Annotated in this window: 16 protein-coding genes; 5 read left to right on the top strand and 11 right to left on the bottom strand. The window is 61.4% G+C overall.

Annotated features, from left to right (window positions below; translation table 11 throughout):
• Positions 1-289: 289 nt before the first annotated feature.
• The 4 genes from metF to AC1DJO_RS01520 form a co-directional block, all read right to left on the bottom strand.
• On the bottom strand, positions 290-1,195 hold the full coding sequence (gene metF, locus AC1DJO_RS01535) for a methylenetetrahydrofolate reductase [NAD(P)H] (RefSeq protein ID WP_477968615.1): 906 nt from the start codon (positions 1,193-1,195) through the stop codon (positions 290-292).
• Between the two features lie 3 nt (positions 1,196-1,198).
• Positions 1,199-2,215: an ArsR/SmtB family transcription factor gene (locus tag AC1DJO_RS01530; protein ID WP_477968613.1), complete on the bottom strand. Its 1,017-nt coding sequence runs from the start codon at positions 2,213-2,215 to the stop codon at positions 1,199-1,201.
• 161 nt (positions 2,216-2,376) lie between these two features.
• The gene (gene ettA, locus AC1DJO_RS01525) at positions 2,377-4,026 is read right to left on the bottom strand and encodes an energy-dependent translational throttle protein EttA (RefSeq protein ID WP_112386962.1); all 1,650 of its coding nucleotides are present in this window, start codon (positions 4,024-4,026) and stop codon (positions 2,377-2,379) included.
• 113 nt (positions 4,027-4,139) lie between these two features.
• Positions 4,140-4,877 (bottom strand): ribonuclease T2 family protein, encoded by a 738-nt coding sequence (locus tag AC1DJO_RS01520; protein ID WP_477968611.1) that lies wholly within the window; start codon positions 4,875-4,877, stop codon positions 4,140-4,142.
• A 150-nt stretch (positions 4,878-5,027) separates the two neighbouring features.
• On the opposite strand from AC1DJO_RS01520, the gene AC1DJO_RS01515 reads away from it, so the two are divergent.
• From AC1DJO_RS01515 to AC1DJO_RS01500, 4 genes are read left to right on the top strand one after another with little or no spacing between them, the layout of a single operon-like run.
• Entirely contained in the window at positions 5,028-5,957 is a 930-nt protein-coding gene (locus tag AC1DJO_RS01515) for an alpha/beta fold hydrolase (RefSeq protein WP_477968609.1), read from the top strand.
• Positions 5,958-5,986: 29 nt separating this feature from the next.
• Positions 5,987-6,925, top strand: coding sequence for a DMT family transporter (locus AC1DJO_RS01510; RefSeq protein ID WP_477968607.1), 939 nt, complete (start codon positions 5,987-5,989; stop codon positions 6,923-6,925).
• 18 nt (positions 6,926-6,943) lie between these two features.
• On the top strand, positions 6,944-8,158 hold the full coding sequence (gene caiB / locus AC1DJO_RS01505) for a succinate--glutarate CoA-transferase (protein ID WP_477968605.1): 1,215 nt from the start codon (positions 6,944-6,946) through the stop codon (positions 8,156-8,158).
• Positions 8,155-9,807 carry a thiamine pyrophosphate-binding protein gene (locus AC1DJO_RS01500; protein WP_477968603.1) on the top strand — a complete coding sequence of 551 codons (1,653 nt, stop codon included), beginning with the start codon at positions 8,155-8,157 and terminating at the stop codon, positions 9,805-9,807. The genes caiB and AC1DJO_RS01500 overlap by 4 nt, the downstream gene beginning before the upstream one ends.
• A 65-nt stretch (positions 9,808-9,872) precedes the next feature.
• Here AC1DJO_RS01500 and AC1DJO_RS01495 read toward each other — a convergent pair whose 3' ends face one another.
• From AC1DJO_RS01495 to AC1DJO_RS01485, 3 genes are all read right to left on the bottom strand, one after another.
• Complete coding sequence (locus tag AC1DJO_RS01495; RefSeq protein ID WP_477968601.1) at positions 9,873-10,217, bottom strand: RidA family protein; 345 nt, start codon at positions 10,215-10,217, stop codon at positions 9,873-9,875.
• A gap of 57 nt (positions 10,218-10,274) precedes the next feature.
• Positions 10,275-10,613, bottom strand: coding sequence for a protein tyrosine phosphatase family protein (locus tag AC1DJO_RS01490; protein WP_112386955.1), 339 nt, complete (start codon positions 10,611-10,613; stop codon positions 10,275-10,277).
• Positions 10,614-10,684: 71 nt separating this feature from the next.
• Positions 10,685-11,524 carry a DUF4432 family protein gene (locus AC1DJO_RS01485; RefSeq protein WP_477968599.1) on the bottom strand — a complete coding sequence of 280 codons (840 nt, stop codon included), beginning with the start codon at positions 11,522-11,524 and terminating at the stop codon, positions 10,685-10,687.
• Positions 11,525-11,772: 248 nt separating this feature from the next.
• Here AC1DJO_RS01485 and AC1DJO_RS01480 point away from each other — a divergent pair, with 248 nt between their 5' ends.
• Positions 11,773-13,137, top strand: a complete 1,365-nt coding sequence (locus AC1DJO_RS01480) for a L,D-transpeptidase (RefSeq protein ID WP_477968597.1) — start codon at positions 11,773-11,775, stop codon at positions 13,135-13,137.
• A 66-nt stretch (positions 13,138-13,203) separates the two neighbouring features.
• Here the strand turns inward: AC1DJO_RS01480 and AC1DJO_RS01475 are convergent, their stop codons facing one another.
• The 4 genes from AC1DJO_RS01475 to AC1DJO_RS01460 form a co-directional block, all read right to left on the bottom strand.
• A complete protein-coding gene (locus AC1DJO_RS01475) occupies positions 13,204-13,917 on the bottom strand; it encodes a ParA family protein (protein WP_112386953.1) in 714 nt (237 codons plus the stop codon).
• Positions 13,918-14,148: 231 nt separating this feature from the next.
• The gene (locus AC1DJO_RS01470) at positions 14,149-15,300 is read right to left on the bottom strand and encodes an iron-containing alcohol dehydrogenase (RefSeq protein ID WP_112386952.1); all 1,152 of its coding nucleotides are present in this window, start codon (positions 15,298-15,300) and stop codon (positions 14,149-14,151) included.
• On the bottom strand, positions 15,297-16,682 hold the full coding sequence (locus AC1DJO_RS01465) for an aldehyde dehydrogenase family protein (protein ID WP_477968595.1): 1,386 nt from the start codon (positions 16,680-16,682) through the stop codon (positions 15,297-15,299). Before AC1DJO_RS01465 ends, AC1DJO_RS01470 begins: the two co-directional genes overlap by 4 nt.
• A gap of 107 nt (positions 16,683-16,789) precedes the next feature.
• The gene (locus tag AC1DJO_RS01460) at positions 16,790-18,160 is read right to left on the bottom strand and encodes a glutamine synthetase family protein (protein WP_477968593.1); all 1,371 of its coding nucleotides are present in this window, start codon (positions 18,158-18,160) and stop codon (positions 16,790-16,792) included.
• Between the last annotated feature and the right edge of the window lie 50 nt (positions 18,161-18,210).

Genomic DNA, 18,210 nt, shown 5'->3' with positions numbered 1-18,210 from the left:
ACTGGCTGTTGCTGCAATGCAACATTGATTTCGCTTTTCAGCCGACACATTTCGGACATAGTATCGGCTTGTTAACGCAAGGAGGCAGACATGGGTATCACACGATCCTTGAATGTCCTGTTGGTCAGTGCAGCGTTCGCGTTCGTCTTGTCTATGCTCTTCATCTGAGCAGCAAACGGACCCTATGACTGGAATACCGGACTCCTGAGTAACTAACAGTTCAGCCAATTAGAAAAGCGCATGTCCCGCCTGACATGCGCTTTTTTATTGCGTTCGAAGAGTTGCCTGATCAGGCCGCCGCACCGGCTGCTGCTGCCTTCGTCTCGCCGCGGCGCAGGCCGAGATTGGTGAGCACGGCCGAGACTAGCGGCGAACGGTTCATCGTATAGAGATGGAATTCGTGGAGCCCGCGGGCCACCAGATCCTCGATCTGTTCGGCTGCGACATCCGCCGCCACCTTGGCGCGCTCTTCCGGCTTGTCGTCGAGACCAGCGAAGCGCTCGTCGAGGAAAGCGGGGATGACGGTACCGCAGGCGCCGGCAAAGCGCTTCAGCTGCGTCAGATTGAGGATTGGCATGATGCCGGGCACGATCGGCATCGTGACACCAGCAGCCCGCACCTTCTCCAGGTAGCGCTCGAAATTGTCGTTATCGAAGAAGAACTGCGTCAGCGCACGGTTGGCGCCGTTATCGGCCTTGCGCTTCAGCATGTCGATATCGGCGGTGACATCCTTGCTCTCCGGGTGCTTCTCCGGATAGGCCGACACGGAAATCTCGAAATCGCCGATTTCGCGTAGCCCCGCCACCAGCTCGGAGGCGTTGGCATAGCCGCCCGGATGCGGCTGGTAGGGCGCACCGGCACCGCCAGGCGCGTCGCCGCGTAGCGCCACGAAATGCTTCACGCCCGCCTTGCGGAAATTGTCGATCACCTGATACGTCTCTTCCTTCGTCGCGCCGACGCAGGTGAGATGCGAGGCGGTGGCAAGCGGCGTCTCGTTCAGAAACCGCGTGACGGCCGTCAGCGTCGGCGCTTTGGTCGTGCCGCCGGCGCCATAGGTGACGGAGACGAAATCCGGATTCCAGTCCTGCAGCTCGCTGACGGCCTTCCAGAGCTGGCCTTCCATCTCTTCCGACTTGGGCGGGAAGAATTCGAAGGAAATGCCGATATCGCGGCGGCCACTAGTGTTCAAAGTCATAAATCAAACCTCCGCTGCCAATATTGTTCCGGCGCCTTCGGATGCCATCAGGCGCCGCGGGTCGCGGGCGAGCCAGATGGTGACCGTGAGGCCCTGCTCGCCGGCCTGACCCGGATGAAGATCGACGGCATGCTCGACATCGAGCCCCGCCTTGCGCAGCCAGTCGGACATCGACTGGTGCGAGAAACCGAGACGGACATGGGCATGCTCGTCCCTGAGATATTCGAGCCCATGCGGGGCCAGATCGATGACCAGCAGCCGCCCGCCGGGCGCCAGCATGCGCGCCGCCTCATTGATGGCGATCTCGGGTTGGTCGAAGAAATGCAGCACCTGATGGATGGTCACCAGGTCGAAATCCTGCCCGTCGAACGGCAGGTTCAGGATATCGGCATGGCGCACCGACGCCTTGTTGATCCCTGACTTGTCGAGATTGGAGCGCGCCACGCTCAGCATGTCGCGGCTGGCATCGACGCCGATTGCCCGGCGGTAGAGCCCTGATAACAACTGCAGGATGCGGCCGGTCCCGGTGCCGAGATCGAGAAGCGAATAGACCGGCTGGCTGCCGAGAAGCTTGATGACGGCCGCATCGACCTCTTCGTCGGCGGCATGCAGGCGGCGCAACTCGTCCCACTCAGCCGCATTGCGGCTGAAATAGGCCTGTGCCCGCTCGGCGCGCTGGCGCTTGACCGAAGACAGGCGCTCGCCGTCACGCTGGACGACCGGATCGTTTTCGGAGGAATGCTGCAGGAGCACGCGCACCAGCGATGCCGCCTTGCCTTCCTGCTTCAGCCGGAAATAGGCCCAGGCGCCTTCCTGGTAGCGATCGATGAGATCGGCCTCGCCGAGCAGCTTCAGGTGACGGGAAATGCGGGGTTGGGACTGACCGAGAATTTCGGTAAGATCGGTAACGGTCAGATCGCCCGCCGCCAGGAGCGCCAGCAATCGCAGACGGGTCGGCTCGCCAGCCGCCTTCAAGACGTCCACGATCGCATCCAATCCAAGCTTTACCGGTTCAGCCATATTCTGCCCAATCAAGATATAAAGATATCTTTATGTGATTTGCGTAGAGGTAGCAAGCTTCAATTCAGATAATCGCGAAATTCCTTGGCCAGATCACGACGCCGCAGACATGCAAAAGCCCCGGCCATGACCGGGGCTTTCCAAAGGCATAAAGGCAGATATCAGCGCGTCAGGCGCTTGTAGGCCTGGCTGCCCGGGTTGAGGGCGTCGGGGCCGAGGCGGCGGACCTTGTCCTGCTCGTAGTCTTCGAAGTTGCCTTCGAACCACTCGACATGGCCGTCACCTTCAAAGGCGAGGATATGCGTCGCCAGACGGTCGAGGAACATGCGATCGTGGCTGATGATGATGGCGCAGCCGGCGAAGTTTTCGAGCGCCGTTTCCAGCGCGCCCAGCGTTTCCGTATCGAGGTCGTTGGTCGGTTCGTCGAGCAGCAACACGTTGCCGCCGGCCTTCAGCATCTTGGCAAGGTGAACGCGGTTGCGCTGACCACCCGAGAGATTACCGACCTTCTGCTGCTGGTCGCCACCCTTGAAGTTGAAGGCACCGCAATAGGCGCGGGAGTTCATGTCGAACTTGCCGAGCTTGATGACTTCGGCGCCGCCCGAGATTTCTTCCCAGACCGTCTTGTTGCCATCCAGCGCATCGCGGCTCTGGTCGACATAGCCGAGATGCACGGTGTCACCGATGCGCACCGAACCGGCATCCGGCTTTTCCTGACCGGTGATCATCTTGAACAGCGTCGTCTTGCCGGCGCCGTTCGGGCCGATGATGCCGACGATGCCGCCCGGTGGCAGCTTGATCGACAGGTCGTTGATCAGCGTGCGGCCTTCGAAGCCCTTGGTGATGCCTTCCATCTCGATGACGACATTGCCGAGACGCTCGGAGACCGGGATAATGATCTGCGCATCGCCGGGACGGATGCCTTCTGCGGCATCGACCAGCTGTTCGTAGGCCTTGATACGGGCCTTCGACTTCGCCTGGCGGGCCTTCGGACTAGAGGCGATCCATTCCTGTTCGCGCGACAGCGCCTTCTGGCGGCCGGCTTCTTCGCGGTTTTCCTGCAGCATGCGCTTTGCCTTGGCCGTCAGGTAGGCAGAGTAGTTGCCTTCGTACGGAATGCCGCGGCCGCGGTCGAGCTCAAGGATCCAGCCCGTCACGTTGTCGAGGAAGTAGCGGTCGTGGGTGATCATCATCACGGCGCCCGGATAATCGCGCAGGTGCTTTTCGAGCCAGGCGATGGTTTCGGCGTCGAGGTGGTTGGTCGGTTCGTCGAGCAGCAGCAGGTCCGGCTGCGACAGGAGCAGGCGGCAGAGTGCGATACGGCGGCGTTCACCGCCCGAGAGAATGGTGACGTCGGAGTCCTTCGGCGGGCAGCGCAGCGCTTCCATAGCCATTTCGACCTGCTGTTCCAGATCCCAGAGGTTCTGGCTGTCGATGATGTCCTGAAGCTTGGCGCCCTCGTCCGCCGTCTCGTCGGAATAGTTCATCATCAGCTCGTTGTAGCGATCGATGATTGCCGTCTTGTCGGCAACGCCCATCATGACGTTCTCGAAGGCGGTCTTTGTCGGATCGAGATGCGGCTCCTGCTCAAGGTAGCCAACGGTCGCGCCGTCGGCGAGCCAGGCTTCGCCTGTGTATTCCTTGTCCTGACCGGCGATGATGCGCAGCACCGTCGACTTACCGGCGCCGTTCGGGCCAAGAATACCGATCTTGGCATCCGGGTAGAACGACAGGTTGACGTTCTCAAGAATTTTCTTGGCGCCGTAAGACTTGTTGAGTCCCGACATGTGATAAATGAACTGACGTGCCATCTTTAAACTGCTCCGCGCGCAAACGTGTAAATCCGTGGCCGCTATGTAGGCGAAACCCGGCTCCCGGGCAACGCCGAAACCGGCCTCTCTTGCGCTTTGCAGCAGTCTTTGCGTCAGAAACCGGCCGCGTCGACCACGCCCTGGTCGCATCCGAACGAGGTTCGTCCCGCCCCCTGGATCAGCGTGCCGAGATTATCGGCAGAGCCTGGTGCCACCGCATCCTCAGACAAGCCGATCGTCAGCTCGCTGATAACCCGCACACCGCCGGCCCTGCGGCAACTCATCTTGACCCGGTCGGCAGCGCCTGCTCCAAAACTCTTGTCGAAGGCGGCCTTGATCTGATCGGCGCTGACAGACTTGCCGACATTGGCAGCAAACAGCTCGCGCACCGCCGATGCATTGAGATCGCCGATCAGCCGCACAGCCGTGCCGAAATAGGCGTCAGCCGAGAGTTTCGTGCAGGTGCCGTGCTTGGTCCACTCGTGACGCTCGAGCGCCGATTGCGTGCCCGGCATCGCTTTTGCCAGCGCTGCCGCATTCTCCGGCGTCAGCTTGACCTCAGGCAGAGACCGCCAGTCGCCATCCTTGTCGGCCGCCTGCTCTTCCTTCGAGACACCGCAGTAATTCTGCCGCATCGGCCAGAGGCCATGGAGGGTAAAATTGGTCGCGTCGAAGCGATCCCGCGTCTGGCTGGCGCATTCAGGCTTCTTCTGGTTCGTCTGGCAGAAGGCCGGTTGCCAGCTTGCGGCGAGGATGAAGCGCGTGCGCCCCTGCCCTTCCTGTGCGAAAGCCGAAGCCGCCAACAGGCCCGACAAAGCCACGATTGCCGCATTCAGAAAGAACCTGCTCATCTCCATCCCCTAGATAGAACAATACAAGAACAAGTAAGCACGAAGCGCAACGTTCCGCAACCCTGAATCGCAGCATTTTCCCCTGCAAATCGCCGCAGGCCCGCTTGCATTTGACGGCCGATCTGATCTTCTGCGCGCCGGGAGGATCGGATGTTTTCGCAAACACAATGGCTTAACGTGACAGGCGCCTCGCTCGCCTTTCACAGCGAGATGGCCGCGGGCGCGCCACGCGGTATCCTCGTCGTTTGCCACGGCCTTGCCGAGCATTCGAAACGCTATCAGCGCTTTGCGGAAGCCATGGCCGCGCGCGGCTATCATGTCTTTGTGCACGATCATCGCGGCCACGGCGAGACCAAGGCGCCGGATGCGCCGGTCGGGCAGTTCGCGAGGCGCGACGGTGTATCCCGCGTCATCGATGACGTCGCCGCCATGCGCGATCATGCAGCGAGGCTACACCCGGGGCTCCCCGTTATCCTCTTCGGCCATTCGATGGGCGGGCTGATCGCGCTCAATGCGGCGGAGACCCGTCCGGAAAAATTCGATGCGGTCGCCGTCTGGAACTCGAACTTCGCCGTTGGCCTCTCCGGCCGCGCCGCGCAAATGATCCTGCGTGCCGAAAAGGCGCTGAAGGGCTCGGACGTGCCGAGCGGCATGCTGCCGAGATTGACCTTCGCCGCCTGGGGCAAGTCCATTCCCGGCCACACGACGGAATTCGACTGGCTGTCGTGCGATCCGGCGGAGGTCGCGAAATATATCGCCGACCCGCTCTGCGGCTTCGATGCCTCTGTATCGATGTGGCTCGACGTTTTCGAACTGACATTCCGGGCGACGAAAAAGGATCAGCTAGACCGTCTTCCGAAGGATCGCCCGATCCATCTCGTTGGCGGCGGGCAGGATCCGGCAACGGAGCGCGGAAAAGCCGTTCTGTGGCTCTCAAACCATTTGAAACGCCAGGGTTTCTCCCGTATCACCACTGAAATATATCAGGACTTCAGGCACGAGACCTTGAACGAGACCGGCGCAGCAGGCGCCATCTCGGCCTTCGCCGATTGGTGCGACGGCGCGGTCATGCGGTCCTGACGGGAACATTCCACATGGCAGGCGCGGCAATGAAGACGAACACCTCCTCCGAAGTCACCATGGGCCTGGCGCTCATGCTTCTGTCGGTGCTGTTTTCACCGCTGATCGACATCTTCGCCAAGCTGGCGATCGCCACCGTCCCGTCGGCGGAGATCACCGCCGCCCGTTTCGCCGTCCAGGCGCTCTGCATGCTGCCTGTCGTCATCTGGCGCAAGAACCTCGCCGACCTGTCGTGGAAGCAGACCTTCTATCACGCGATCCGCGGGATCATCATGACCATCTCGATGATCTCCTTCGTCGCGACGCTGAAATATATGTCGGTCGCCGATGCCATCGCCATCTTCTTTGTCGAGCCGATCATCCTGACGATCCTCAGCAGCATCTTCCTCGGCGAAGCCATCGGCTGGCGGCGCTACACCGCCTGCGGCGTCGGCTTCTTCGGCGCCATCCTGATCATCCAGCCGAGCTTCCAGGAAGTCGGCTTCGTCGCACTGCTGCCCGTCGTCAGCGCCGTCTGCATCGCCATTTCGGCGATGATGAACCGGGCCCTGGCGCAGCGCGAGGACCCCTGGGTCATGCAGTTCCAGATGGGCCTCTGGGGCCTGCTGTTCTGCGCCATCATTCTCTATGTCGGCGAAGGAAGCGGCTCCGATGTCTTCGATCCGGTCATGCCCTCCACTATCGCCTTCGGCTACCTCGCAGGCGTCGGCGTTATGGCAGCGATCGCCGGCATTCTCGGCGTCTATGCCTATCGCGCCGCTCCGGCATCGACGCTGGCGCCGCTGCAATATTTCGAGATCGTCTCGGCGACGATCTTCGCCTGGCTGGTCTTTGGCGACTTCCCGGATGCAATCAAATGGCTCGGTATCCTGATCATCATCGCTTCGGGCCTCTACATCATCTGGCGCGAGCGGCGCTTTGCATCCAAGCCCGTATCCGATACATCTGAGGCAACACGGGCGCCGTAATCCGCCCGCGGGAGGAACATGACGGTCAGCAGCAAAAAGCCGCCGCTTGCGGGCATCCGGGTCATCGAACTGGCCCGCGTGCTTGCCGGTCCCTGGGCCGGGCAGATGCTCGCTGATCTCGGCGCCGACGTCATCAAGGTCGAAAATCCCGACGGTGGTGACGATACAAGGCAATGGGGGCCGCCCTTCGTCGAGGGCGCCGACGGCGAAAATCTTTCCGCCGCCTACTACCATTCCACCAACCGCAACAAGCGCTCGATCACCGCCGACCTCAAGACAGAGGAAGGCCAGGCGCTGGTCCGCCGTCTGGCTGCGACAGCCGACGTGCTGATCGAGAATTTCAAGGTCGGCGGCCTCGTCAAATACGGTCTCGATTACGAGAGCCTGCGCCAGATCAATCCCAAACTCGTCTATTGCTCGATCACCGGTTTCGGCCAGACCGGCCCCTATGCCAATCTAGCCGGCTACGATTACATCGTCCAGGGCATGTCGGGTTTCATGTCCGTGACAGGCGAACCAGACGGGCAGCCGATGAAGGCCGGCGTCGCCATCGCCGATATCTTCACCGGCATCTATGCAGTCTCGGCCATCGAGGCGGCACTGATCCACGCGCTGAAGACCGGCGAAGGCCAGCTGGTCGATATGGCGCTGCTCGATGTGCAGTCCGCCATTCTCGCCAACCAGAACATGAATTACCTCGTGTCCGGCAAGGCGCCGGTGCGGCTCGGCAATGCGCATCCGAACATCTCGCCCTACGAAGTCATTCCGGCCGCCGATGGCTATCTCATTCTCGCCGTCGGCAATGATGGACAGTTCCGCCGCCTCTGCACCATCCTCGGCCTCGACGGTATCGGCGAGGACGAGCGTTTCGCCACCAACAAGGCGCGCGTCGCCAACCGAGACGAGGTCCGCCGCCTGGTTTCCGGCAAGACATTGGGCTGGCAAAAGGCCGATCTCCTGAAGGCCTGCGAAGATAATGCCGTGCCGGCCGGCGCCATCAATACGATCGAGGAGATGTTCGCCGATCCGCAGGTCATCGCCCGCGGCCTGCGGCTCGATCTCATCGATGCCGCCGGAACACTGATCCCGACGGTTCGAACCCCTGTGGTTCTCTCGGAAACACCGCTACGCTACGAAAGACCGAGCCCGCGCCTCGGCGAGCACCAGGAGGAGGTGCTGGCCGAACTCGAAGCGCTGGAACTGAAGGCACAAGGGAGGGAACAGGCATCATGAGAAAGACCGGCGGAGAATTGATCGTCGAAGCGTTAAAGGCAAATGGCGTCACCCGCCTTTCCTGCGTTCCCGGCGAAAGCTTCCTCGCGGTCCTCGATGCCCTTCACGACAGCGATATCGAAGTCGTCGTCTGCCGCCAGGAAGGTGGTGCTGCGATGATGGCCGATTGCTGGGGCCGCCTGACCGGCGAGCCCGGCATCTGCATGGTCACCCGCGGCCCCGGCGCCACCAACGCCTCGGCCGGTCTCCACATCGCCCGCCAGGATTCGATCCCGATGATCCTGTTCATCGGCCAAGTCCAGCGCGATGCCCGCGAGCGCGAAGCCTTCCAGGAGGTCGAGTTCCGTAGGGCGCTGACAGAATATGCCAAATGGGTCGGCGAGATCGACGATGCCGCACGCATCCCGGAATTCGTCACCCGCGCCTTTTCCGTCGCCACATCCGGCCGTCCCGGCCCCGTCGTCCTGTCACTGCCCGAAGACATGCTGCGCGACGAGGTCGAGGCACCCCGCGCCAAGCCCTATGTCCGCGTGGCCGCCTATCCCGGCCGCCGTCAGGTCGATGATTTCTACATGCGGCTGCTCAAGGCCGAGCGTCCTCTGGTAATCCTCGGCGGCACCCGCTGGGATGCCGATGCGGTCGCCGATGTCCGCGCCTTCGCCGAGCGCTTCCAGCTGCCGGTCGGCTGCTCGTTCCGCCGCCAGATGCTGTTCGATCATCTGCATCCGAGCTATGCCGGCGATGTCGGCATCGGCATCAACCCGGCTCTGGCGAAAGAGATCAAGGAAAGCGACCTGCTGATCCTGCTCGGCAGCCGCATGTCGGAAATGCCGTCGTCGGGCTATACGCTGATCGATATCCCCTATCCCCAGCAGCAGCTCGTCCATATCTATCCCGATGCATCCGAGCTCGGCCGCATCTATCGCCCGGATCTCGCCATCTGCGCGTCGCCGCAGGATTTCGTCGATGCACTGGCCGATCTCGAAGCGCCGGGCGAACCGCGCTGGGCAGAGCGTACCGGGCGCATGCACCAGGCCTATCTCACATGGTCGAAGCCGCCGCAAACTGGCCCCGGCCCGGTGCAGATGGGGCCGATCATGGACTGGATCGAAGGCAATACCCGCGCCGATGCGATCTTCACCAATGGCGCCGGAAACTACGCCACCTGGCTGCACCGCTTCCATCGCTTCCGGCAGTTCAATACGCAGGCAGCCCCGACCTCAGGCTCGATGGGCTACGGCCTGCCGGCCGCCGTTGCCGCCAAACAGCTCTTTCCGGAGCGCGAAGTGATCTGCTTTGCCGGAGACGGCTGCTTCATGATGCATGGCCAGGAATTCGCCACCGCTGTGCGCTATAACCTGCCGATCATTGTGCTTGTCATCAACAACGGCATCTACGGCACGATCCGCATGCATCAGGAGCGGGAATATCCGGGCCGCGTCAGCGGCACCGATCTCACCAACCCTGACTTCGCCGCGCTTGCCCGCGCCTACGGCGGCCATGGCGAAACGGTCGAGACGACGGCGGAATTCGTGCCAGCCTTCGAGCGCGCCCGTGCCAGCCGCAAGCCGGCGATCATCGAGATCAAGCTCGATCCTGAAGCCATCACCCCGGCTCGCACGCTGACGCAGATCAGGACGAAGAGCTGAGGGCTCCAAACAAAAAAGCCGGTGAGCGAACCCACCGGCTTCAAATCTCGGCAATGCCGAACCTATCAGTCGATCGCAGCCGTGACGATGAACTCGACCTTGTACTTCGGCGCAGCAAGCTTGGCTTCGCTGGTGGCGCGGGCCGGTGTGTTGGACGGATCGACCCAGGCTTCCCAGGCAGCGTTCATTTCGGCGAAGTCGGAAATATCGGAGAGATAGATCAGTGTCTGCAGGATCTTCGACTTGCTGGAGCCGGCAGCCGCCAGCAGGCGGTCGACTTCGGCAAGAGCGGCCTTGCACTGATCCGTAACGCTCTCGCCTTCGGCAACCTGGCCGGCGAGGTAAACTGTGTTGCCGTGGACGACGGCGCCGCTCATGCGGGGACCGGGGCCGATGCGCTTGATGCTCATGGTTTTCTCCTGAGTTTCTTATGGAATGAAGGGCGCGGACACAACCGCGCCGCAGGGTCAGCCGCGAATATGATGGGTCTTCTGATAGATCGCGGTGGAACGGGCGCCGGAGCGGCAGTAGCCGAGCATCGGGCGCGGGAATTCGTCAAGCGCGTCGACCATGCCGGTCACGGCTTCCTCGGTAACGCCCATGGTGCCAACAGGCACATGCGCGATCTCCAGGCCAAGTTCCTTGGCGCGCGCCGCGATCACGGAAAACGGCGTCTGGTCAGGGCTTTCCTGGTCCGGGCGATGGCAGACGATCGACTTGAAACCCAGAGCCTTGATCTGGTCGAGATCCTCGACCGCAATCTGGCCGGATACCGAATAGTCGTCGTCGATCTGGCGGATGTCCATCACGCGTACCTCCTGAAAATGAACGGCAGAAGCTCTACGATGCGCGACCGCGAGCGTCAACAATTGTTAGATCATACAAAGGCGAACGTCAGCGCATAGCTGCGGCTTTCGCCGGGCTTCAGCATGTTGAATTCGCCCGCCGCCTCCAGCTCGCTCCGCAGCACCCAGCGATGCGAGACCGGCTCGATGCCGAGAATATGCGCCGGTGCATTCTGGTTGCGCCAGACCTGCAGGTGCGGCAGCGTATCGGAGCGCGTGCGCACCCTCAGCGTCTTGCCATGCACGGCCTTCATCGGCCCGAGGCGCACTTCGGCAAAGCCGCCCTCTGTCGCCGGTGCCTCGACGCAGAACAACCCGCCGAGTTCGTCACCGAAGGTCCAGGGGAAGCCGCCGTCTTCCAGCATCTTGCCTTCGAGCCGGGTGCCCTCGTCGAACCATTTGCCGCCGACATTCATATGGTACATCAGGAAAGTCGGGACGGTCTGATCGCTGGTATTGATGACCTTGTCCTCGAGCGAGACCTCGCCTGTTTGGCCATTGATCTTCCAGAGGCGCTCGATGCGCTGCGGCAGTCCTTCGACAGTGATGAGGTCGATATCGGCGCGGCATTCGGCATTGCCGTTTTCGAACTTGGTCCACAGCACCTTCGCCTTGTGGCCGGAAACCGAGCCATGCAGCGGATAGATCGCGCCGTCGGTGCGGCCCGGGATCGGCTCTCGGTGACGGATATGGTCAGGGCCGCAGGTAAACAGGAAGCCTTCGAGCGAATGGTCTATACGCGGGTCGCCGTCATCCGGAATGGCGCGCTTGGGCGAAATGTCGACGCCATCGACGACGCAGGCGCCGATATCCATCACCGACGTTTCGTCCAGCATCATGCGCGGCCCCTTGGCGGCTGCAAACTCGATCATTTCAATCCCTCCCCTGTCTCAAAACTGCCGTAGCGTTAGGGGCAGCGCAAGGTTTCGTCAATCACGTCGCGCGTGATTGCCCGCGACCGGCGATCCGCTGAGGAACCGCCTTGGCAAACCAAACGTTTAGCTTCACGCAAGTGATCACGGATATTTTCATAATTTGTTCAGTACGAATTCATAAATTCCACACTAGCGTCAAAATTCGCGGGTGTGTGTCGGCCCAGTCCCTGCTTGAGGTGCAAGACGTGAATCGCATTCTGAAATACGGCCTTTCGCTCGCCGCTGTCGTTCTGGCCGTCACATCCGTCGCGCCGGTCGCGGACGCGCAGCAATATGGCCGCCGCCAGCGCGACGTCGTCATGGTCACGCCGGATGGCCAGATCGTTGACTATATCCCGCCGGGCGCCGACGTCTATTATTCGCGCGACCGTAACGGCAATCGCGTTCTCGTCGACAGCTACGGCAATGTCGTCGCCACCGAAATGCGCTCCAAGGGCTATTATCCCGCGGCTCCCTCGCGCGATCCCTATAGCAACGACCCCTATAATGCCGAGAGCGGCGATCAGACGCGCTATGGCAGCACCCGCTACATGGAGCGCGGCGCAGTCACCGGCGCGATCCCGCGTGACGGAAGCATCGAGCGTCAGCCGCTCGATCAGCCCTATCCTGATAACGGCGACTATGCCGCGATCGATCCCGATCAGCAGGCACCTCAGGCACAGCAGCCAAGGGCACCCGAAGAGCCCGCGATCACCCTGAAGGGCAAGTCGAAGCCGGAGATCGTCGCGCTGCAGGTGTTCCTCGACCGCTCCGGCATCTCGCCCGGCGTCATTGACGGACACACGGGCTCGAACGTCACCAAGGCAATCTATGCCTATAACCAGATGACCGGCGAAAATCTCGATCCGAACAATACCGACGCGATCCTTGAACAGCTGCGCCTGTCGGGCGGCCTGCCTGTTATCAGCTATACCATCACCCCTGCAGACGCGGCTGGCCCCTATGTCGCCGAGATTCCGGAAGACTACGCACACAAGGCGCTTCTGCCGTCGCTCGCCTATACGTCCACGACCGAGATGCTGGCCGAGCGTTTCCATATGGACGAGGCCTTCCTGAAGGAAATGAACCCTGGCGCCGACTTCACCGTCCCCGGCACCATCATCAAGGTTGTCAATCCAGGCGACCCGAAGACCGGCACGGTCGCCAAGATTCTGGCGGACAAGGCCAAGAAGCAGGTCTTCGCCTATGACGACGCGGGCAACCTGATCGCTGCCTACCCGGCCTCGATCGGTTCCAACGACACGCCTTCGCCGTCAGGAACGGTGCAGGTCGATCGCGTCGCGCTGAACCCAGGCTACACCTACAATCCGAAGATCAACTTCCAGCAGGGCGCAAATGACAAGGTCCTCAACATCCCGCCAGGCCCGAACGGCCCGGTTGGCACTGTCTGGATCGCGCTTTCCAAACCGACCTACGGCATTCACGGCACCCCGGAGCCCTCGAAGATCGGCCGCACCCAGAGCCACGGCTGTATCCGCCTGACCAACTGGGACGCGACGGAACTGGCCAAGATGGTCAAGCCCGGCGTCACGGTCGAATTCGTCGATTGATCGCCATGCATTGAAACAAAAAAAGCCGCCGGTCTCCCGGCGGCTTTTTTGTTTCGGCTTGTGAAATCAGGCCGCGTCACGCATCAGCAGGCCGGAAAGACGTGCCGCAACCGGAAGCTTGACCGGCAGCTTGCGCATCATTTCCTCGGCGAAACAGAGAGCATTTTCGCGGGCCTTTTCGAGGTTCGAGACCCGGGTCGCATCCATGGTGGCGAGCGTGCCGCCGCAATCGAAGATGTCGCGGAAGGCCGAGCGTTCGATGATCGCCGTGTCGAGAACCGGAACGTGACGCTCGTTTAGCAGCGCCTTGACCAGCTGCAGCGCGCGCGTCGTCACCATCGAGTTGACGCGGGTCAGGACGACGGAATGGCCGATCTTGATGCCTGCCTTCTCATCCAGATACTGGAGCAGTTCCAGAACCTGCGCGCCGCCGCGGGCATCCATGGCACAGCCCTGGATCGGGATCAGCACGTGGTCGGAAAGACCGACGGCAGTGGCAAGCAGCGGATTGCGCGCGCCCGGCAGATCGATGATGAAATAGTCGGTATTGGCCTTGTTTTCGCTGATATGCAGCGGCAGCGATGCCGAGGTGACGAAGTCGATGACAGAGACGTTCTTCACGTTGCCGGAAATCTCATGCCAGCGGGAAATCCAATGCTGGGGATCGGCGTCCAGAATGGTGACGCGATACCCCTTGCGCGCAAGCTCGGTCGCCAGCAGCAGCACGGCCGTAGTCTTGCCGGCGCCGCCCTTGGTATTTGCAAAAGTAATGACTGGCATATCAGGTCCTCGAAGGGAAAAGTGGCGAGCCGGTTATCGCTCTCATACGCACTTTTCGATTCATCGTGCGGTTAATGCATCCTTTCCAATCGTGGTTAACAAAATCTAAACGGACGACCCGAAATTGCAGCCCGGATTTCTTACATCCCAAGAATTTGGGATGTTTGCAGACAAAAAAAGCCCGGAAAGCCTATGCTTTCCGGGCCAGCTGGTTGGTCCGCCTTGGTTAACTCAGAAGCAATCCTTGAACAAAGCCTTGGTGTTTTCGAGCGTCATCGTGACAGGATTGCCACCGGCGCTCGGGTCTTCGATCGCCATCGCTGACAATTCGTCGATCCTGTCAGGCGCGATTCCCATCGCCGAGAGGCTTTCGGGAACGCCGAGTTCGGAGCGCAGCTTCAGCACGTAATCATAGAAGCCGTCGAAACCTCCGGCGATGCCGAGATAAGCCGCCGCACGGGCGATCTTCTCTTCGATCACAGCGCGATTGAAACGCAGCACGGCCGGCATCACGACGGCATTGGTCATGCCGTGATGGGTGTTGTAGACGGCGCCGATCGGGTGCGACAGCGCGTGGATGGCGCCAAGGCCCTTCTGGAACGCGACGGCGCCCATGGCGGCGGCTGCCATCATGTTGGCGCGGGCTTCCAGATCCGTGCCCTCCTTGTAGGCGCGCGGCAGGAATTCCTTGACCAGACGCATGCCTTCAAGCGCGATACCGGCCGACATCGGATGGTAGAAGGGCGAGGAATAGGCTTCCAGGCAATGCGCGAAAGCATCCATGCCGGTGCCGGCGGTGATGATCTTCGGCATCCCGACGGTCAGTTCCGGATCGGAGATCACGACGCCGGGCAGGAACTTCGGATGGAAGATGATCTTCTTCACATGCGTCGCCGAATTGGTGATGACGCTGGCGCGGCCGACTTCCGAGCCGGTCCCCGCCGTCGTCGGCACGGCAACGATCGGTGCGATGCCTTCGATGCTGGCGCGCGTCCACCAGTCGCCGATATCCTCGAAGTCCCAGACCGGACGGCTCTGGCCTGCCATGAAGGCGACGCACTTGCCGAGATCGAGACCGGAGCCGCCGCCGAAAGCGACGACGCCGTCATGACCGCCATCCTTGAAGGCCTTCACACCGGCTTCGAGGTTCTTCTCGTTCGGGTTCGGATCGACATCGGCAAAGATGGCGCGGCCGAGACCGGCATCTTCGAGAATGTCGAGCGCGTTCTTGGTGATCGCCATGGAAGCAAGGCCGCGATCGGTGACCAGCAGCGGCTTCTTCATGCCCAGGCTTTTGCAGGCGTCGGCGAGCTCCTTGATGCGGCCGCGGCCGAGCTTGACCGCTGTCGGATAGCTCCAGTTGGCTGTGATATTGCTGCTCATGCTGTGACTTTCTTCAGATGGTAGGATTTCGGACGCGTCAGGTTCTGGAAGCCGATGATCGATAGCGAGCCGCCGCGGCCGGTTTCCTTGACGCCGGTCCAGCAAAGCGCCGGATCCAGATAATCGGCGCGGTTCATGAACACCGTGCCGGTTTCGATTTCGCGGCCAAGCCGCCCTGCCCGCTCGGCATCCCTGGTCCAGAGCGAGGCCGTCAGGCCGTACTGGCTGTCATTCATCAGCGCCAGCGCTTCCTCATCGCTCTTCACCTTCATGATGCCGACCGCCGGGCCGAAGGTTTCTTCGCGCATGAAGGCCATCGAGTGGTCGACATTGACCAGAACCTGCGGCGCGAGATAGGCGCCGCCATCGTCCTGCGGGAAGAGTTTCGGATCGACCAGCGCCTTGGCGCCCTTGGAAACCGCATCGGCGATCTGATCGCGCACCACCTTGGCAAAGCGCTTATGCGCCATCGGGCCCAGCGATGTTTCAGGATCGAGCGGATTGCCGAGCTTGTAGTTCGAGACCCAGGCGACCGACTTCTCGACGAAGCTGTCATAGAGCGACTCGTGCACATAGATGCGTTCGATGCCGCAGCAGCACTGGCCGGAATTGTAGGTCGCGCCATCCATCAGCGTATCGACGGCAGCGTCGAGATCGGCGTCTTCCATGACATAGCCCGGATCCTTGCCGCCGAGCTCAAGGCCGAGACCGGTGAAGGTGCCGGCTGCCGCGCGCTCCATCGAACGGCCACCTTCGACCGAACCGGTGAAGTTGACGAAATTGAAGCTGCCGGCGGCGATCAGAGCCGAGGTCGTCTGGTGATCGAGGAAGACATTCTGGAAGACATCTTCAGGGACACCGGCCTCGACGAAAGCCTGTACGAGGCGCTCGCCGACCAGCAGCGTCTGCGATGCATGCTTCAGCACAACGGTATTGCCCGCCATCAACGCCGGAGCGATAGTGTTGATCGCCGTCATATAGGGATAGTTCCAGGGCGCCACGACGAAGACAACGCCATGGGCTTCGCGCTCGATGCGGCGCTCGAACTTGTCGCTCTCTTCGACGACGAGCGGTGCCAGCGCCTCGGCAGCGATCGAGGCCACGTAATTGGAGCGCTCGTTGAAGCCCTTGTACTCGCCGCCATAACGGATGGGACGGCCCATCTGCCAGGCGATCTCGGGCACGACGACGTCCGACATCTCGTTGAGACGCGCGACACCCTTCAGCACCAGCTGAACGCGGTCTTCGAGCGGGCGCTTCGCCCAGGTCTTCTGCGCCTTGCGCGCCCGCGCCACGGCTTCTTTCGCCGCTTCCAGCGAAAGCGCCGAACGCTCCGCGTAAACCGATCCGTCGACCGGCGATATGCATTGGATCATTGCCATGATCTTCATCCTATGTTTTTCGCGACCTTATGGCGGACGCAGCCACCACCATCTCCGGATATATGGAGATCATGTGGCGCTTATTGCATCCGCCTTCGATACGCCTCTTATGCTCTCTCGAAACCGCGCGCCACTTCCCAATCGGTGATGCGACGATCGTATTCTTCCTGCTCCCATTCGGCAGCGCGCGTGTAGTGGTCGATGACATCATCGCCGAAGGCGCTGCGCAGCATCTTCGACTTGGTCATGGCAACCGTCGCGGACCGGAGCGTCCGCGGAATCTCGCGAACCTTGCGGGCGCCATAGGCATCTCCCACGAAGGGCGCTTCGAGTTCAAGCTTGTTCTCGATGCCGTCGATACCTGCGGCAATCAGCGCCGCAAACGCGAGATAGGGATTGAGGTCGGAGCCGCCGACGCGGCATTCGATGCGGATCGCCTTGCTGCCGTCGCCGCAAAGGCGGTAACCGGCGGTGCGATTGTCCTTGCTCCAGATCGCCTTGGTCGGCGCGAAGGTGCCGGCCATGAAGCGCTTGTATGAATTGATGTAGGGCGCCAGGAAATAGGTGATCTCGCTTGCATGGGCGAGAAGACCGGCAACGTAGTTTTCCATCAACGGCGACATGCCGTATCTGCCCTTCTCGTCGAAGAACAGCGCCTTCTTGCCATCGAGGCTCCAGAGCGACTGGTGGATATGCGACGAGCTGCCGGCGGCATTGTAATGCCACTTGGCAAGGAAGGTGATGGCCTTGCCCTTCGACCAGGCGATTTCCTTGCAGCCGTTCTTGATGATCGTATGGCGGTCGGCCATCGTCAAAGCTTCGGCATAGCGGACGTTGATCTCTTCCTGTCCGGCAGAGGCCTCGCCCTTCGAATTTTCGACCGGGATTTCGGCGCCCTGCAGGCCGGTTCGGATCGCCCGCATTACCTCTTCTTCCTTGGTGGTCTGGAAGATGTGGTAGTCCTCGTTATAGGCGCTGGCGAGCTTCAGGTTGCGATAGCCCGAGGCATGCGCGGATTCATAGGTCTGGTCGAACAGGAAGAATTCCAGCTCTGACGCCATGAACGGCTTCATGCCCATCGCCTCTAGGCGCTTCACCTGCTTCTTCAGGATGGCACGCGGCGAATGCGGAACTTCTTCATGGGTGTGGTGGTCGAGCAGATCGCAGAGCACTAGTGCGGTGCCTTCGAGCCACGGAATGCGGCGCAGCGTCGAAAGGTCCGGCTTCATCGTGTAGTCGCCGTAGCCCTTTTCCCAGCTCGTCGCCTTGTAGCCGGAGACGGTTTCCATCTCCATATCGGTGGCGACGAGATAGTTGCAGCTGTGGGTTTCCTTCCAGGCGCTGTCGAGGAAATACTCGGCCTGGAAGCGCTTGCCCATCAAGCGGCCCTGCATGTCGATCTGGCACGCCAGAACGGTATCGATGCGGCCCTCGGCCACGTCCTTCTTGAGATCGTCGAGAGTGTAGCTGGTGGTCATGATTTACCCGCCTGAATTTTTGATTTTGCGATTTCGGAACAACGAAAGGG

This window comes from Rhizobium sp. 05N430 (assembly GCF_056396985.1).
This window is presented reverse-complemented; position numbering and strand designations above follow the sequence as displayed.

Excerpts from the sequence above, each read along its gene's own strand:
- AC1DJO_RS01500 (WP_477968603.1), top strand. The coding sequence starts at position 8,155 with ATGAGAAAGACCGGCGGAGAATTGATCGTCGAAGCGTTAAAGGCAAAT.
- AC1DJO_RS01510 (WP_477968607.1), top strand. The coding sequence starts at position 5,987 with ATGAAGACGAACACCTCCTCCGAAGTCACCATGGGCCTGGCGCTCATG.
- AC1DJO_RS01475 (WP_112386953.1), bottom strand. The coding sequence starts at position 13,917 with ATGCCAGTCATTACTTTTGCAAATACCAAGGGCGGCGCCGGCAAGACT.
- metF (WP_477968615.1), bottom strand. The coding sequence starts at position 1,195 with ATGACTTTGAACACTAGTGGCCGCCGCGATATCGGCATTTCCTTCGAA.
- AC1DJO_RS01485 (WP_477968599.1), bottom strand. The coding sequence starts at position 11,524 with ATGATCGAGTTTGCAGCCGCCAAGGGGCCGCGCATGATGCTGGACGAA.
- ettA (WP_112386962.1), bottom strand. The coding sequence starts at position 4,026 with ATGGCACGTCAGTTCATTTATCACATGTCGGGACTCAACAAGTCTTAC.
- AC1DJO_RS01530 (WP_477968613.1), bottom strand. The coding sequence starts at position 2,215 with ATGGCTGAACCGGTAAAGCTTGGATTGGATGCGATCGTGGACGTCTTG.
- AC1DJO_RS01465 (WP_477968595.1), bottom strand. The coding sequence starts at position 16,682 with ATGGCAATGATCCAATGCATATCGCCGGTCGACGGATCGGTTTACGCG.
- AC1DJO_RS01460 (WP_477968593.1), bottom strand. The coding sequence starts at position 18,160 with ATGACCACCAGCTACACTCTCGACGATCTCAAGAAGGACGTGGCCGAG.
- AC1DJO_RS01490 (WP_112386955.1), bottom strand. The coding sequence starts at position 10,613 with ATGGACATCCGCCAGATCGACGACGACTATTCGGTATCCGGCCAGATT.
- AC1DJO_RS01515 (WP_477968609.1), top strand. The coding sequence starts at position 5,028 with ATGTTTTCGCAAACACAATGGCTTAACGTGACAGGCGCCTCGCTCGCC.
- AC1DJO_RS01495 (WP_477968601.1), bottom strand. The coding sequence starts at position 10,217 with ATGAGCATCAAGCGCATCGGCCCCGGTCCCCGCATGAGCGGCGCCGTC.
- caiB (WP_477968605.1), top strand. The coding sequence starts at position 6,944 with ATGACGGTCAGCAGCAAAAAGCCGCCGCTTGCGGGCATCCGGGTCATC.
- AC1DJO_RS01470 (WP_112386952.1), bottom strand. The coding sequence starts at position 15,300 with ATGAGCAGCAATATCACAGCCAACTGGAGCTATCCGACAGCGGTCAAG.
- AC1DJO_RS01520 (WP_477968611.1), bottom strand. The coding sequence starts at position 4,877 with ATGAGCAGGTTCTTTCTGAATGCGGCAATCGTGGCTTTGTCGGGCCTG.